The 15,615-nt window shown below is 70.7% G+C and carries 13 protein-coding genes; 3 read left to right on the forward strand and 10 right to left on the reverse strand.

What is annotated here, in order from left to right:
- Nucleotides 1-6: 6 nt before the first annotated feature.
- The 4 genes from BJ991_RS14265 to BJ991_RS14280 form a co-directional block, all read right to left on the reverse strand.
- Nucleotides 7-1,494, reverse strand: a complete 1,488-nt coding sequence (locus tag BJ991_RS14265; protein WP_179491033.1) for an aspartate ammonia-lyase — start codon at nt 1,492-1,494, stop codon at nt 7-9.
- A 151-nt stretch (nt 1,495-1,645) separates the two neighbouring features.
- Nucleotides 1,646-2,557 (reverse strand): phosphodiesterase, encoded by a 912-nt coding sequence (locus tag BJ991_RS14270; RefSeq protein ID WP_179491035.1) that lies wholly within the window; start codon nt 2,555-2,557, stop codon nt 1,646-1,648.
- Nucleotides 2,558-2,612: 55 nt separating this feature from the next.
- Nucleotides 2,613-2,945, reverse strand: coding sequence for a peptidase (locus tag BJ991_RS14275; RefSeq protein WP_179491037.1), 333 nt, complete (start codon nt 2,943-2,945; stop codon nt 2,613-2,615).
- Nucleotides 2,942-4,213, reverse strand: coding sequence for an inorganic phosphate transporter (locus tag BJ991_RS14280; protein WP_179491039.1), 1,272 nt, complete (start codon nt 4,211-4,213; stop codon nt 2,942-2,944). Before BJ991_RS14280 ends, BJ991_RS14275 begins: the two co-directional genes overlap by 4 nt.
- A gap of 246 nt (nt 4,214-4,459) precedes the next feature.
- On the opposite strand from BJ991_RS14280, the gene BJ991_RS14285 reads away from it, so the two are divergent.
- The gene (locus BJ991_RS14285) at nt 4,460-6,595 is read left to right on the forward strand and encodes a prolyl oligopeptidase family serine peptidase (protein WP_179491041.1); all 2,136 of its coding nucleotides are present in this window, start codon (nt 4,460-4,462) and stop codon (nt 6,593-6,595) included.
- 7 nt (nt 6,596-6,602) lie between these two features.
- Here the strand turns inward: BJ991_RS14285 and BJ991_RS14290 are convergent, their stop codons facing one another.
- The 5 genes from BJ991_RS14290 to BJ991_RS14310 form a co-directional block, all read right to left on the reverse strand.
- Nucleotides 6,603-7,631 carry an ATP-dependent 6-phosphofructokinase gene (locus BJ991_RS14290; RefSeq protein ID WP_179491043.1) on the reverse strand — a complete coding sequence of 343 codons (1,029 nt, stop codon included), beginning with the start codon at nt 7,629-7,631 and terminating at the stop codon, nt 6,603-6,605.
- Between the two features lie 178 nt (nt 7,632-7,809).
- Nucleotides 7,810-7,995, reverse strand: coding sequence for a hypothetical protein (locus BJ991_RS14295; RefSeq protein WP_179491045.1), 186 nt, complete (start codon nt 7,993-7,995; stop codon nt 7,810-7,812).
- Nucleotides 7,996-8,105: 110 nt separating this feature from the next.
- Nucleotides 8,106-10,268, reverse strand: coding sequence for a DEAD/DEAH box helicase (locus tag BJ991_RS14300; RefSeq protein WP_179491047.1), 2,163 nt, complete (start codon nt 10,266-10,268; stop codon nt 8,106-8,108).
- Between the two features lie 211 nt (nt 10,269-10,479).
- The gene (locus BJ991_RS14305) at nt 10,480-11,145 is read right to left on the reverse strand and encodes a hypothetical protein (protein WP_179491050.1); all 666 of its coding nucleotides are present in this window, start codon (nt 11,143-11,145) and stop codon (nt 10,480-10,482) included.
- A 29-nt stretch (nt 11,146-11,174) separates the two neighbouring features.
- Complete coding sequence (locus BJ991_RS14310) at nt 11,175-12,080, reverse strand: glycerophosphodiester phosphodiesterase (RefSeq protein WP_179491052.1); 906 nt, start codon at nt 12,078-12,080, stop codon at nt 11,175-11,177.
- Nucleotides 12,081-12,221: 141 nt separating this feature from the next.
- Between BJ991_RS14310 and BJ991_RS14315 the strand changes: the two genes are divergently transcribed.
- Nucleotides 12,222-13,625: a DHA2 family efflux MFS transporter permease subunit gene (locus BJ991_RS14315; RefSeq protein WP_179491054.1), complete on the forward strand. Its 1,404-nt coding sequence runs from the start codon at nt 12,222-12,224 to the stop codon at nt 13,623-13,625.
- Here the strand turns inward: BJ991_RS14315 and coaBC are convergent.
- Complete coding sequence (gene coaBC, locus BJ991_RS14320; RefSeq protein ID WP_179491056.1) at nt 13,622-14,830, reverse strand: bifunctional phosphopantothenoylcysteine decarboxylase/phosphopantothenate--cysteine ligase CoaBC; 1,209 nt, start codon at nt 14,828-14,830, stop codon at nt 13,622-13,624. The genes BJ991_RS14315 and coaBC overlap by 4 nt on opposite strands.
- 47 nt (nt 14,831-14,877) lie before the next feature.
- On the opposite strand from coaBC, the gene BJ991_RS14325 reads away from it, so the two are divergent.
- Complete coding sequence (locus BJ991_RS14325; protein ID WP_179491058.1) at nt 14,878-15,597, forward strand: NRDE family protein; 720 nt, start codon at nt 14,878-14,880, stop codon at nt 15,595-15,597.
- The last annotated feature ends 18 nt before the right edge of the window (nt 15,598-15,615 follow it).

Consider the following 15,615-nt stretch of genomic DNA (forward strand, 5'->3'; position numbering starts at 1 on the left):
CAGGACTCACACATCGTCGAGATCGGGCGCGCTCGGCTTCTCCGAGACCGCGTCCGCTCCGACGACCGGGATCGCGGCGGTGATCGCTTCGAGCCCAGACAACCGCGCCGGCGACAGCTGCTTCGTGACCTCTTCGCGCGACATGAGCCCCGCCTCCACCACGAGGTCGGCGACGTTGCGACCGGTCAGGAGCGCCGTCTTGGCGAGGGCGGCCGCGGCGGCGTAGCCGATGAACGGGGTCAGCGCCGTGATCACGCCGACCGACGAGCCCACCATGGCTCCGAGCCGCTCGCGGTTCGGAGTGATCCCCTCGACGCAGTTGACGCGCAGGGTGTGCATCGCGCGGCGCATCCACGTGATCGACTGGAAGATCGAGTGCGCGATCACCGGCTCGAAGGCGTTGAGCTGCAGCTGGCCGCCCTCGACCGCCATCGTGACCGTCAGGTCGGAGCCGGCGACCGCGAACGCGACCTGGTTGACGACCTCGGGAATCACCGGGTTCACCTTGCCCGGCATGATGCTCGAGCCCGCCTGGCGCGCCGGAAGGTTGATCTCGCCGAGGCCGGCCTGCGGCCCGGAGGAGAGCAGGCGGAGGTCGTTGCAGATCTTCGACAGCTTGATCGCGTTGCGCTTGAGCGACGAGGAGAACGACATGAAGGCGCCGGTGTCGCTCGTGGACTCCACGAGGTCGGTCGCGAGCTCGAGGTCGAGTCCCGTGATCTCACGGAGGTGCCGCAGCACCGCGTTGCTGTAGTCGGGGTGCGTGGTGATGCCGGTGCCGATCGCGGTCGCGCCCATGTTGACCTCGAACAGGAGGTACCGGTTCTCGAGCAGGCGGTTGTAGTCCTCGCCCAGGGTCGTGGCGAAGCCGTTGAACTCCTGCCCCAGCGTCATCGGCACGGCGTCCTGCAGCTGCGTGCGGCCGACCTTGAGCACGTCGTGGAACTCGACCGCCTTCGCCAGGAACGCCCGCCGGAGCAGGTCGAGCTCCTCGAGCAGAGTCTGCAGATCGAGGCTCAGCCCGATCTTGACCGCTGTCGGATAGACGTCGTTCGTGGACTGGCTGCGGTTGGTGTCGTCGATCGGCGAGAGGAAGTCGTAGTCGCCCTTCTCACGACCGGCCAGCTCGAGCGCGATGTTGGTGATGACCTCGTTCGCGTTCATGTTGGTCGACGTGCCCGCGCCGCCCTGGATCACGCCCACGACGAACTGGTCGTGGTACTGGTCGTCGATCACGAGCTGGGCAGCGCGATCGATGAGGTCGGCCTTCTCGGCGTCGAGCACGCCGATCTCCTTGTTGGCGCGCGCCGAGGCCTGCTTGACCATCGCGAGCGCTCGCACGAGGTCGCGGTAGACCGAGATCGGCCGCTTCGAGATCGGGAAGTTCTCGAGGGCCCTGGCTGTGTGGATGCCCCAGTAGGCGTCGACAGGGATCTGCATGGATCCCAGGGAGTCTGTCTCGGTGCGGGTGCGCGTCATTGCGTCCAGTGACATCGTGGTGTCCTTGTGGGTCGTCACGGAATGTGGAGTGGGATGCCTACGAGCGTACCCGCGAGCGCGATCCGCCAGGCTGTACCTCCCGTACAGTCGGGTCGCGTGGTATGTACGGCCCGGCGATGGCGTTCGGCGGCCGCGAGGGGGCGTCTCAGCGCTTGCGCGAGAAGCGCTCCAGCCGCGCCTCGGGCGTGAGTCGCGCCATCCGCTCGATCCACTCCGCCGAGAAGTAGTCGGCTGTCACCGCGTCGACGACCGGCACGACCGAGTGGGTGATCGTGTCGTCGTACACATGCACGAGATGGAAGGACTGGCCCGCGTCCATTCCGTTGACCTCGGATGCCGGCCGCGCGAGGTTCATCGTGTAGCACGTCGCCGCGGCGACGCTCACCGGGACGCCGGCGAAGGTGCCGCTCGTGGAGTAGTGGAGGTGCCCGCCGAGGATCCCCCGCACGTCGGATCCCGCGATCGCGGCGGCCAGTCGGCCCTGGTCGCGCAGCTCGAGGATGTCGAACAGCGGCAGGTGGCTCGGCAGCGGCGGGTGGTGCAGCGCGAGGATCGTGCCGAGCGGCGCCCGCGTCGACAGCACGCTGCGCAACCACGAGAGCTGGCCATCGTCGAGGTCGCCGTGGTGCCACCCCGGCACGCTCGTGTCGAGCGCGACGAGGCGCAGTCCGCCGAGGTCCCAGGCGCCGACGACGGGCTCCTCGGTCGGCTCGAGGTCGAGCAGGTCGCGGCGCAAGGCGGGGCGCTCGTCGTGGTTGCCGGCGACCCAGATCACGGGCGACGCGAGCCGCGCCGCGAGCGGCTCGACCGCCGCTCGCAGGACACGGTACGCCTCCGGTTCGCCGAGGTCGGTGAGGTCGCCCGTGAACACGATCGCGTCCGGACGGATGCCGAGCGCCTCGACCGCCTCGAGTGTGCGCGCGAGGTTCGCGGCCGTGTCGTACCGGCCGCCGAGCGGCGGGTTCCCCGCGAGGAGGTGCGTGTCGCTGAGGTGGACGATCGTGCGCCGGGCAGGCGGATACTGGCCGAACTGGACGGACTGGACAGGGGCCTCCATGCCGTCATGGTACGTGCGCGTGCGGCCGTGCCGGTCGTCCGGCGGCCGTGAGCCGTCACTTCAGGACGATGAGGAGCAGCCCGCCGAGCACCGCGAGACCGCACAGCGTGAACGACGCGTACGCACTGATCAGCGCGAAGATCTTCTGGCCGTCGGTGAGCGGATTCTTCTTCGCGGCCTTCGCGGCGGCCTTCGCGGCTCGGCGCGCCTCCTTCTCGGAGATGACCGTGATCGCATCGGTGAACTCCGCCGGTGCCACGACCGGGACGCGTCCGGCGCGGACCAGGAGCCGCAGGCCGATCGCGTAGAACCCGACCACGAGCACGGCGGCGACGAGCGCCGCGGCGAAGACCTCGACGAAGGCGATCCAGTCGATGGTGATGTTCACTTCGACGCCTCCTTCTCGCGCTTCTCACGCCTGGCGGCGGCAGCGGCCTCCTCGCGCGCGCGGCGCGCCTCGGCGCGCATGGCTGCGCGCTGGCGGCGCGTGGGGGGCGGGTTGCGCTTGACCTTGACGGCCCGCCCGGACTCGGCGACCTCGCTCATGGCGTTCGCCGAGGTGACGGCGGTGCGACGCGAACGCAGGAAGAGGCCGAGGATCACCGCGACGGCGAGCACAGCGTCCACCGCGATGCCCCACGGTCCGAACCACACGATGAGGAACGCGCACGCCGCGCCGACGGCCGCGGCCGCGGGGAGCGTCAGGACCCAGCCGATCGCGATGCGGCCGACCGTGCGCCACCGCACCTTCGAGCCGCGGCGGCCGAGGCCGGATCCGATGACGGACCCGGACGCGACCTGCGTCGTCGAGAGGGCGAAGCCGAAGGCGCTCGAGGCGAGGATCGTCGACGCCGTCGCGGTCTCGGCCGAGAAGCCCTGCGCGGGCTTGACGTCGGTGAGGCCCTTGCCGAGCGTGCGGATGATGCGCCAGCCGCCCATGTAGGTGCCGAGCGCGATCGTGATCGCGCACGCGAAGATCACCCACGTCTGCGGGTCGGCGTGCTCGGGGTCCTGCCAGCCCGCGACGATGAGGGCGAGGGTGATGACGCCCATCGTCTTCTGGGCGTCGTTCGTGCCGTGCGCGAGGGCGACGAGCGACGACGTGAAGATCTGGCCCCAGCGGAAGCCGTCGCGCCCATCGGGCTTGTTGTCGTATCGGCGCGTCACGGCATACGCGATGCGGGTGGCGGCGAACGCGATGACGCCGGCCGTGAACGGCGCGATGACCGCGGGGAGCACGACCTTGCTGAGCACCTGCCCGAAGTCGATCGCCGCGACGCTCGCGCCCACGACGGTGGCGCCGATGAGACCGCCGAACAGCGCGTGCGACGAGCTGGACGGGAGCCCCAGCAGCCACGTGAGCATGTTCCAGGTGATGGCGCCGATGAGCCCCGCGAAGATGATCGGCAGCATCGTCGTGCCGCTGATCGACTCCTCGCGGATGATGCCGTGCGAGATCGTCTTGGACACCTCGGTCGACAGGAACGCGCCGACGAGGTTCAGGATCGCGGCGAGCAGCACGGCGACCTTGGGCCGGAGGGCACCGGTCGCGATCGGCGTCGCCATCGCGTTGGCGGTGTCGTGGAAGCCGTTCGTGAAGTCGAAGAAGAGCGCCAGTGCGATGACCAGCGCGACGAGCAGGGCTGCGGTTTCCACCGTTCGCTTTCGTGAGTGAGGGAATTCTGAGTGGTGCCGACGGGATCGGCGTGACGAACGAACAGTTCACCGTGAATTCAGGAACCGGCAACCGGCCACAGAAATCCTTACATCGCCGTCGCGTGCGGTCAACTCAGGACGGCGCGTCGGAGGGGTGTCCCGGCAGACGGTCAGGGCCTGTCCAGTCCGGGCCGCCTCCGTGGGCGAATCGGATGCGCCGGCCGATGCCTCGACTACCGTTGACCTGTGACCGCCAACGACCCGTCCGCGCCGCCGATCGACACCGTCTCCGCCCCGGTCGCCGCCAGGCGCCCCGCCCGTCGCAGCCACCACGGCGACGACGTCGACGACCCGTACGAGTGGCTCCGCGCCAAGGACGATCCCGCCGTGATCGCGCACCTGGAGGCCGAGAACGCGTACACGCGCGCCCGGACCGCGCACCTCGAGCCCCTGCGGGATCGCATCTTCGCCGAGATCAAGGGCCGCACCCTCGAGACCGACCTCTCGGTGCCGGCGCGCCGCGGCGACTGGTGGTACTACGGCCGCACGGTCGAGGGCAAGCAATACGGCATCCAGTGCCGCGCCCCCCTCGCCTCACCCGATGACTGGACCCCGCCCGAGCTCTCCCCCGACGTCGAGGTGCCCGGCGAGCAGGTCCTCCTCGACGGCAACGTCGAGGCCGAAGGACACGAGTTCTTCTCGCTCGGCAGCTTCGAGGTGACGAACGACGGCACGCGCATGCTCTACGGGGTCGACGTCGCCGGCGACGAGCGATACACGATCCGCGTGCGCGATCTCGTCACGGGCGAGCAGCTTCCCGACGAGATCCCCGGCACGTTCGCGGGGGCGACGTTCTCGCCCGACGGCCGGTTCATCGTCTACACGACCGTCGACGACGCATGGCGGCCCGACACCGTGTGGCTGCACGAGCTCGGCGCCCCGGTGTCCGAAGACGCGAAGCTCTTCCACGAACCCGACGAGCGCTACTGGGTCGGCGCCGGCTTCACGCGCAGCGACCGGTTCCTCGTGATCGGGCTGGGTTCGTCGATCACGAGCGAGGAGTGGCTCGTCGACGCGAACGATCTCCGCTCCGAACCACGCGTCGTCTGGCCGCGCGTCGAGGGCGTCGAGTACGACTCGGAGCACACGGTCGTCGACGGCGAGGACGTCCTGTACGTCCTCCACAACGACGGCGCACTGGACTTCGAGCTCGCGCGGGTCGCCGCATCCGACCCCACCGGCCCCCGTGACATCGTCATTCCGCACGAGCCCGGCCGCCGTCTGCTCGGAATGTCGACGTTCCGCGACTGGGGTGTCGTGGCGTACCGGCGCGACGGGATCGCGCGCATCGGACTGCTCGACTACGCCGACGGCGCCGTCCGCGAGCTCGCCTTCGACGAGCCGCTGTACTCGGTCGGCACGGGCGGCAACCCCGAGTGGGCTCCCCCGCTGCTGCGCCTCGGCTACGGCTCGTTCGTCACGCCGAGCACGGTGTTCGACTACGAGATCGCGACCGGCGAGCTGCACCTGCGCAAGCGCCAGCCGGTGCTGGGCGGATACGACCCCGCCGACTACGCGCAGGCCCGCGTGTGGGCGACCGCGCAGGACGGCGTCCAGGTGCCGGTCTCCCTCGTGTGGAAGCGCTCGTTCGGCGAGGCCGGTTCGGCGCCCCGGCCGGTGCACCTGTACGGCTACGGGTCTTACGAGCACTCGATCGAGCCGGCATTCTCGGTGCCGCGCCTGTCGGAGCTCGACCGCGGCGTCGTGTTCGCGGTCGCGCACGTGCGCGGCGGCGGCGAGCTCGGCCGCCAGTGGTACGAGGACGGCAAGCTTCTCGCCAAGCGCAACACGTTCACCGACTTCGTGGACTCGGCACGACACCTCGTCGACGCGGGCTACACGACGCCAGAGCAGCTCGTGGCGGAGGGCGGCTCGGCCGGAGGCCTGCTGATGGGGGCGGTCGCCAACCTCGCTCCGGAGCTGTTCGCCGGCATCCTCGCAGACGTGCCGTTCGTCGACGCGCTGACGACGATCCTCGACCCGTCACTGCCGCTGACCGTCATCGAGTGGGACGAGTGGGGCGACCCGCTGCACAACTCCGACGTGTACGCCTACATGAAGTCGTACTCGCCGTACGAGAACGTCAGGACGGATGCCGCGTACCCGAGGATCCTCGCGGTGACCTCGCTCAACGACACGCGCGTGCTGTTCGTCGAGCCCGCGAAGTGGGTCGCGCGGCTGCGCGAGGTCGGCGCGGATGCGCTGCTCAAGTGCGAGATGGTCGCCGGCCACGGCGGTGTCAGCGGGCGCTACAACGCGTGGCGCGAGCGCGCGTTCGAACTCGCGTGGCTGCTCGACGTGCTCGGCGTCGTCGACGCCTGAGCGCTGCTCAGCCGAACAGCGCCGCCGCCTCTTCGTAGCGGTAGAGGGGCACCGTGTTGAGCTCGCCGAGCGCGTCGATGAACGGCACCCGGACGATGTCGGTTCCGCGCAGCGCGACCATCTGACCCCACGCGCCGTCCACGACCGCGTCGGCGGCCGCGAGGCCGAGGCGCGTCGCGAGCACGCGGTCGAAGCCCGACGGCGAACCGCCGCGCTGGATGTGCCCCAGCACCGTGGAGCGCGTCTCGATGCCGGTGATGCGCTCGATCTCGGGCGCGAGCACCTCGCTGATGCCGCCGAGGCGCGGGCGGTTGAACGCGTCGAGGCCCTTGTCGCTGTACGCCTCGTCCATTCCCGTCAGCGTGAAGCCCTCGGACACGACCACCAGCGGGGCGCGCCCGCGGTCGTGGGCCTTCGAGACGAGGTCGCAGATCTGCTCGATCGACATCGGCACCTCGGGGATGCAGATCGCGTGCGCGCCGGCGGCCATTCCCGCGTGCAACGCGATCCAGCCGACGTGGCGGCCCATGACCTCGGCGACCATGCAGCGCTGGTGCGAGTCGCCGGTCGTGCGCAGACGGTCCATCGCGTCGGTCGCGATGTTGACGGCGGTGTCGAAGCCGAACGAGTAGTCGGTCGCACGCAGGTCGTTGTCGATCGTCTTCGGCACGCCGAGCACGTTGATGCCGTCGTTCGACAGGCGGTTCGCGGCCGCGAGCGTGCCCTCGCCGCCGATCGCGATGATGCCGTCGATCCGGTGCCCGTACAGGGTCTTGGCGATGTTCTCGGCGCCGCCACGAGGACCCTCGTACGGGTTCGTGCGGCTCGTGCCGAGGATCGTGCCGCCGACCTTCGACAGGCCCTTCACCTCGTGGCGCGTGAGCGGGAAGAAGTCCGCGTCGACGACGCCCCGCCAGCCGTCGCGGATGCCGACGAACTCGAGACCGTACGACGTCGTGCCCTTGAGCACGACACCGCGGATGACCGCATTCAGTCCGGGGCAGTCGCCGCCGCTGGTCAGGATACCGATCTTCATGTTGAAGTCCTCGCTGTCGGGAGAGTCGTCGGCGACGGCGCCTCACCCGAGATTAGTGGCGGAGGAGGCGTGCGTGCCACACGGCGCCGACCGACCGGCGGGCGGCGGCGAGAGCCGAGGAACGAAGCGGATGCCGCGACCCGGCCGGCCGCGGCATCCGTCGCGCTTCGAGCCCTCGTCAGACCTGGGGCTCGCCCTTGCTCCCCTCGCGCGCCGCGCGCTCGTCGGCTTCGGCGCTGTCGATCTCGTCGGCGTCGACATCGCGGTCGAGGGGCTCTTCGCTGTCGGGCGCGAGGGCGCCGTCCGGCGTGCCGAGGAGCCGCGCATCGGGCTCGTTCGTCGTGGGCTGGGTGGGATCGGACATCGTCGCCTCCTTGTGTCGGTGGCGATGACGCTACGAGCGCGGGCGACGCGTCCGCGACGGGGTTGACGCGCGCGCGTGAGCGGCACTCGGCTGCGCGGACTCCCCCGGCCTCAGTCTGCGCCGAGCGCGCGGCGCAGCACGTGCATGAGCGCCGACAGCTGCACCGAGTCGCTGGACTGCGGGTCGACCGCGATGCCGTCGAGCGCGCGCTGGGCGAGGCCCTGCTTCGAGTCGATCAGCTCGGCGATCTTCGTGTCGATCGTGTGCGCGGCGATGATGCGCCATGCCGTGACCGGCTCGTCCTGCCCGATGCGGTGCACGCGGTCGATCGCCTGCGTCTGCTCCGCCGCCGTCCAGGACAGCTCCGCGAGCACGACGTTGGACGCGGCCTGCATGTTCAGGCCCAAGCCCGCCGCGGTCAGCGAGCACACCGCGATGCCCACGCCCGGGTCGTTGTTGAACGCGTCGATCGCCAGCTGGCGCGCCGGCGTCGTCTGGTCGCCGCGGATCGACACCGTCCGAAGGCCCGCGGCAGCGAAGTGCGCCTCGGCCTGGTCCATGACGTCGATGTGCTTCGCGAAGAACACGACCTTGCCCACCGAGCGCTGGAGCTGCACGGCGTAGTCGGCGGCGAGCTGGGCCTTCGCCTGACCGATCCTGCGGACCATCGTGAAGACGTTCTCGGCACCCGTGCCGGCGGCCTTCGACTCGTCGAGCTCGTTCTGGGCGACCATGCGCACGATGTCGTCGTCGATCTCGCCCGGGGCCATGACACGGTGCGAACGCGACTCGACGATGCGGCGGTACCGGGCGGCGAGGCGGTCGCCGAGCTCGCGCTCGGCCTGACGGATGGACCTGCCGTACTCGTCGTCGAGCTCGACCGGGAGGTCGGCGATGAGCTTGTCGGGGAGGTCTGCTGCGACATCCGTCTTGAGGCGCCGCACGATGCCCATCGAGATGACGGCGTCGCGCGCCTCGGGGTAGAACGACTTGTCGGCCGGCGTGAGACCGGTCGCGTCGAGCTTCTCCATGAGGGCGGGTCCGGGCTTCTCGCCCGAGGGCATCGTCCAGCCGAGGAAGCGCCAGATCGCATCGAAGTCCTCGACGTCGTTGATGAGCGGCGTTCCCGTGAGGGCGAGCATGAGCGGGTCGCGGACCTGCTCGCGGATGCGACCGGCGAGCGCGAGCACGTTCTGCGAGCGCTGCGACGTGAGGTTCTTGATGAAGTGGGCCTCGTCGACGACCATGCCCTTCAGGCCGATGGTCGACAGCCAGGACAGGTGCCGATCGAGGATCTCGTAGTTCACGATGAACACGTCGGCGAACGCGTCGATGTCCTCGCCGTCGCCGTGGATCACACTGGCACGGCGCTGCGGCGTCCACCGCTCGACCTCGCGCGCCCAGTTCATCTTGACGACGTTGGGCACGACTGCGAGCAGCGGGTAGGCGCCGGCGACGGATGCCGCGAGCACCGACTCCGCCGTCTTGCCGAGGCCCGGCTCGTCGGCGAGCAGGAAGGTGCGGTGCCCCTGGCGGACGGCCTCGAGGAACCGCGACTGGTGCGGCATGACCTCGAGCCCCTTGGGCGAGAGGCGGTCGAACTCGGGGACCTGGGGAAGCTCCATCGTGGCCGAGCCGCCGCCGGCGCCCGTCTCGAACGCCTTGTACAGCGGGCCCATGAGCTCCCACCCGTCGAGGCGACGGCGCGGCGTCTCCTTCGGCAGGCGCCGCGTGAGGTCGGGCGCGAGGAACGGGTTCGCCTCGCGGCGCGACTCGACCTGCGGCGGCACGACCTGGCGCTCGGCGAGCGCGGCGGGCACAACGGGCGCCGCGATCGGCGACGGGATGTCGGCGATCACGAGCTCCTCGTCGGGAAGCTCGGCGCCCGACTCGAGCAGCCAGTCGCGGCGCATCCGGCGCGCGACCGGCGACGTCGCCTGGTCGGCCTCGAGCAGCTGGATGAGCGACGTGTCGCGTGCCGCCGTCTTGGCGAGGATCGTCGCGACGCCGTCGAGGCGCTTGAGCAGCTCGGCGCGCGCGGCGTCCGGGATCGACGTGTCGCTCTTGACTCGCGCACGCTCCTCGCGGACGAGGAACGCGATCACCTGGAACTTCACGCGGTTCGTCGGCCCGAGCTTTCCGCGCTGGGCCTTCGCCTCGACCTCGCGCACCTTGCGGGCGAGGATCGGGATGATGGGGGCCTCGTCGTCGCGGCGTGCGGACGAGGATCTACGGCGTCGGGACGCCGTCTGGGCGGGTGCCGTGGTCGGCATGCTCCTCCTGAGCGTGTGTGCCGGGATGGCCGGCTGACCAGTCGGGACGGGTCATTCATGCGTGCTCCCGCGGGCGGCGGATGGCGCCGTCACGGACGCGGGACCGGATGCCTCGCCCGCCGGCCGCTGGCACTCGCTTCAGCGAGCTGCGGCGTCGACGGAACGGATCTCCGCGTACATTCTAGCGGAGGCGGAGCGGATGCCGGGCGACTCAGTTCCACAGAGTCGCGACGATGTCCTCCGTGTAGCCCTCGGGAGCGAAGTTGATGTAGCGCGTGGAGATCCACATCGAGTCGCGCAGGACGTGCACCTCGCCGTAGACGACCTCGTTGTCGTCGAGGTCGATCGTGCGGTGCTCGACGCGGCACACCGTGCCGCCGAGCTCCTGGCCGCATCCGAACCCCGCGTTGAGCATCGCGTCCTGGAGCGTCGCCCCCTGCTCCTCGGCGATCGCCGTCACGTTCGTCGCGAGGCCGAACTCGCTGGGCTGCCCCCACGAGCATCGCAGCGTCGCCCCGGACTCGAGGATCTCGATCCCGTCGACGACCTCGGTCGAGAGCATCGTCACGCCCGGGTCGTTCAGAGGCGGGTTCTGCTGGTTGAGCGACGCGAGCATGTCGGCGGAGTAGATGTCCTCGCACGCCGTGGGCAGCTCGATCCCCGCGTCGGGCGTGTTGGACTCGATCGGAGTGGGCTCGGTGGGCCCGGGCTTCGGCGTGACCGGGGTGACCGTCGGGGTCGGCGACGGACCGGGCTCGGGCTGGCACGCCGTCATGAGCGCCGTCGCGGCGACGAGCGTCGCGACGGCCGCGATGCGCCCGCCGGAGCGAAGGAGTGTGTGCGCGCTCGGTCCACGGCGACGGCGTCCTGTCGTCACGAATCCTCCCGGTGGTTCTCCTCCCGAGATTACTCGCGCCGCGCTGTCGCCTGCTGCCACCGTTGCAGCGTGCCGGGATCATCGGTCACGATCCCGTCCACTCCGAGCGCCGTCACGGCGTCCCACTGCCTGTCGCTGTTGAGGGTGTACACGACGACGCGCAGCCCGGCGGCGTGGAGCTCGTCCACGACCTCGGGCCGATCGAGCACCGCGCGCCGGTCGACGATGACCCCGCGCGCGCCCGCCTTGCGGGCGGCATCCGCCGTGTCGTCGGGGAGGCGCTTCATGATGACGAGCCGCGGGATCACGTCCGACACGGCGCCCACCAGCGCGAGGCTGCGCGCGTCGAAGCTCGCGAGCACGACGTGGTGCTCGAGGCCGCGCGTCTGGATGTCCGCGACGAGGCGGGCCGCGGTGGACTCGTCCCAACGGCCCTTGAGCTCGACGATCGCACGCCTCCCGGCGCGCTCCAAGACATCGAGGAACTCGCCGAACGTCGGCACGCGCGTGCCCGCGAAGCGCGCGTCGAACCACCCGCCGGCGTCGAGCTCGCGCACCTGGGCGAAGGTGAGGGCCGCCAGCGCCCCCCGGCCGTTCGTCGTGCGGTCGACGGTCGAGTCGTGCATGAGCACCGCGACGCCGTCGGCCGTGACGGCGACGTCGACCTCGACGTAGTCGTAGCCGTCGGCGAGGGCCGCCTCGATCGCGGGCAGCGTGTTCTCGGGCGCGGTCGCTCCCCCGCCGCGATGGCTCGCGATGAACGCCTGGTCGCCGGGCGCCCGCGTGTCGCCCAGGAGCTCCGTCGAGCTCACACGAGCGGGAGTCGCTCCGAGGAACGCGATCACAAGGCTCGCGACGGCCAGAACGCACACCACGATCAGGGCCTGCATCCGGTCTCGGGCTCGGGTCGCGTCGAGGGCCGGCTCTTCGGGCATCGGGCATGTCCTCCGGGTCGTGCGCCGCGTCCTCGTCGACGCGGTGCGAACACTCTACACAACCCCGTTACCTTTTCGTTACAAATCTCTGATTCCGCCCTCAAGACCCGCTTGTCCGCCGCGATCGATATCGTGGGCCGCATGGCGGAGACGATGACGCGGGACCAGCGGCTCGTCCTCTGGATCGCGGTGCTCGCGTCGTTCGTGTCGTTCCTCGACGGCACCGTCGTCAACGTGGCGCTCCCCGCGATCGCCGACGAGCTCGGCGGGGGCCTCACCACCCAGCAGTGGGTCGTCGACGCCTACCTCGTGACGCTGGGGGCTCTCATCCTCGTCGCCGGCTCGCTGAGCGACGTGTTCGGGCGCATCCGCGTGATCGTCGTCGGCCTCATCGGATTCGGCGTGACGTCCGTCGCCATCGCCCTCGCGCCGACCGCCGAGTTCCTCATCGTGACGCGCGCGCTCCAAGGCGTCGCCGGCGCGCTCCTCGTGCCGAGCTCGCTCGCGCTCATCACGGCGAACTTCCGCGGCCCCGCACAGGCGCGCGCGATCGGCATCTGGACGGCCGCGACGACGGTCGCCCTCATCGCCGGCCCCGTCCTGGGCGGACTGTCGGTCGACTTCCTGTCGTGGCGACTCGTGTTCCTCATCAACGTCGTGCCGATCGGGGTGACCCTGTGGCTGCTCGCCGTCCTCAGGCAGCGCGACGTGCGCCGGCCCGGGGCCGCGGTCGACTGGATCGGCGCCCTGCTGTGCACGATCGGTCTGGGCGGCGCGGTGTTCGGCCTCATCGAGGGGCAGCGCCTCGGGTGGGGCTCACCCCTCATCGTGACGACCCTCGTCGTCGGCGTGCTGGCGTTCGCGGGATTCATCGTGCGACAGGCGCTCGCGCGCGACCCGATGATGCCGCTGAGCCTGTTCCGCGTGCGCAACTTCTGGACCGGCAACGTCGCGACCGCCTTCATCTACGCCGCGATCGCGCTCAACGGCCTCGTCGTCGTCGTCTACCTGCAGGAGGGCGCCGGTCTCTCCGCGACCGTCGCGGGACTCGCGAGCCTGCCGGTCACGATCCTCATGATCCTGCTGAGCTCGCGCATCGGCGCGCTCGCGGGCAAGTGGGGCCCCCGCCTGTTCATGACGACAGGACCCCTCGTGATGGCCGTCGCAGCGGCTCTCCTGCTCACGGTGAACGCGGACTTCGACTACTGGTGGCAGGTCCTGCCCAGCATGGTCGTGTTCGGCCTCGGCCTCGCGATCACCGTCGCTCCCCTCACGGCGGCGATCCTCGGGGCGATCGACCCCTCCCGCAGCGGCATCGCGTCGGCAATCAACAACGCCGTCGCGCGCGTCGCGGGCCTCATCGCGATCGCGATGCTCGCGGTCATCGTGGGCGGGGCACTCGACCTGCGCGGGTTCCACCAGGCCGCGATCGTCACGGCGGTGCTCATGGCGATCGGCGGGATCGTCTCGTTCCTCGGCATCCGCAATCCTCCGAAGGAGACGGCGGATGCCCCACCCGTCGTCGAGAAGTCGGAAGACATCTAGCGCACCGAGAGCACCGCGTCCCACAGGGCGTCGGCGACCTCGCGCTTCGAGCCCTTCGGCTCGGCGACGACCTCACCGTGCCCGTCGATGATGTGCAGCGCGTTGTCGTCGCTCTCGAAGCCCTTCGACCACCCGACCTCGTTCACTGCGAGCAGGTCGACGCCCTTTCGGGCGCGCTTGCGGCGCCCGCGCTCGAGCAGCTCGTCCTCCTGCGCGGTCTCGGCCGCGAAGCCCACGACCGTCTGGCCGTCGCGTCGGCGCTCGACGAGCCCCGCGAGGATGTCGACGTTCTCCACGAGGTCGAGCCGCAATCCCCGCGCCCGCCCCTCTTTCGAGAGCTTGCGCGGCGAGACGTCGGCGACGCGGAAGTCCGCGACGGCGGCCGCCATCACGACGACATCGATATCTGCCGACTCGGCGAACACGACGTCGGCGAGCTCCGCGGCGGTGCCGGCCCTGACGACGCGGATGCCGGAACGACCTGATGCCTCGGCCAGCACCTGCCCGTCCACGTGCGCCGCGATGAGCACGACGTCCGCCCCGCGCTCGGCGGCGGCCACCGCCAGCGCAACGCCCTGCTTGCCGCTCGACCGGTTGCCGATGTACCGCACGGGGTCGATCGGCTCGCGCGTGCCTCCGGCGGAGACGAGCACGCGCAGGCCGGCGAGGTCGCCGGGCTCGGCGCTGACGACGGCGAGCGCCGCCTCGTGGATGCGCTCGGGATCCGACATCCGTCCCGGCCCCGTATCTCCTCCTGTGAGAGGGCCGTCGTCGGGACCGACGACGTGCACTCCCCGCGCGCGAAGCACCTCCATGTTGTGCTGCGTCGCCGGATGCCGCCACATCTCGGTGTGCATGGCCGGCGCGACGACGACCGGTGCCGTCGTCGCGAGTAAGGTGGTGCCGAGGAGATCGTCCGCGAGCCCGGCGGCCATCTTCGCCAGCGTGTTCGCCGTGGCGGGCGCCACGATGACGAGGTCGGCGCGCTGCCCGAGAGCGACGTGTCGCACCTTCGCGACATCCTCGTGCACGGACGTCGTCACGGCGTTCCGGCTGATCGACTCCCATGTGGGCAAGCCCACGAAACGCAGGGCGTCCTCGGTCGGCACGACGTGGACGTCGTGCCCGCCGAGCACGAGCAGCCGCACGAGCTGGACGGTCTTGTACGCGGCGATCCCGCCCGTGACACCGACGACGACGAACACGAAACCGATCCTCCCACGGACCCCACCAGTCAGGAGACCCCGCCGCGATGTGCACCGTGATCCTCCGCGTCCCGTCCGACCCCGGCGCACCCGTGCGCGTGCTCGCGATCCGCGACGAAGACCCGGTGCGGGCCTGGCTCCCGCTCGGCCGGTCGTGGCCCGACACGCATCCGGATGTCGTCGGCGTGCGGGACGCGCGGGCGGGCGGCGCGTGGCTGGCGGCCGATCCCGCGAAGGGACGCCTCGCGGTGCTGCTCAACCGCGCCGACGTCGCGACGCGCCCTGAAGAGGAGCTCGTGTCGCGCGGGGGAATCGTGCTCGCGTCTGTCGAAGGGTCCTCGCCCGTGGGCGAGCCGGCGACCCACGGCTTCAACCTCGTCGAGATCGACGGGGGTCACGCTCGCGTCGTCACGTGGGACGCGGCCGCTCTGCGCACGACCGACCTCGCACCCGGCACGCACATGATCGCGCACGACGACGTCGATGACCCGCGCACGGCCCGCATCGAGCGATGGCTCCCCGAGTTCCGCACGGCGGAGGTTCCCGATGCCGACGAGGGCTGGTGGGCGCCGTGGCTCGAGATCGTCGAGCGCTCGACCGCGCTCCCCCACGACGACGACCGCACGATCATTCGAGACAACCGCCCGTTCGGTTACCCGACGCTGTCGCTGCTGGTGTGCGCGGCATCCGTCCGGCCGTCGGCCGTCGACCTGCACTACGCCGAGTTCGACGAGCCCGGCCAGTGGAACGCGCTGGCTCTGGCCTGAGCGCCCCCGCTCCCGCGG

It is taken from the genome of Microbacterium immunditiarum (assembly GCF_013409785.1).
In the GTDB taxonomy this organism is placed as follows: Bacteria; Actinomycetota; Actinomycetes; order Actinomycetales; family Microbacteriaceae; genus Microbacterium; species Microbacterium immunditiarum.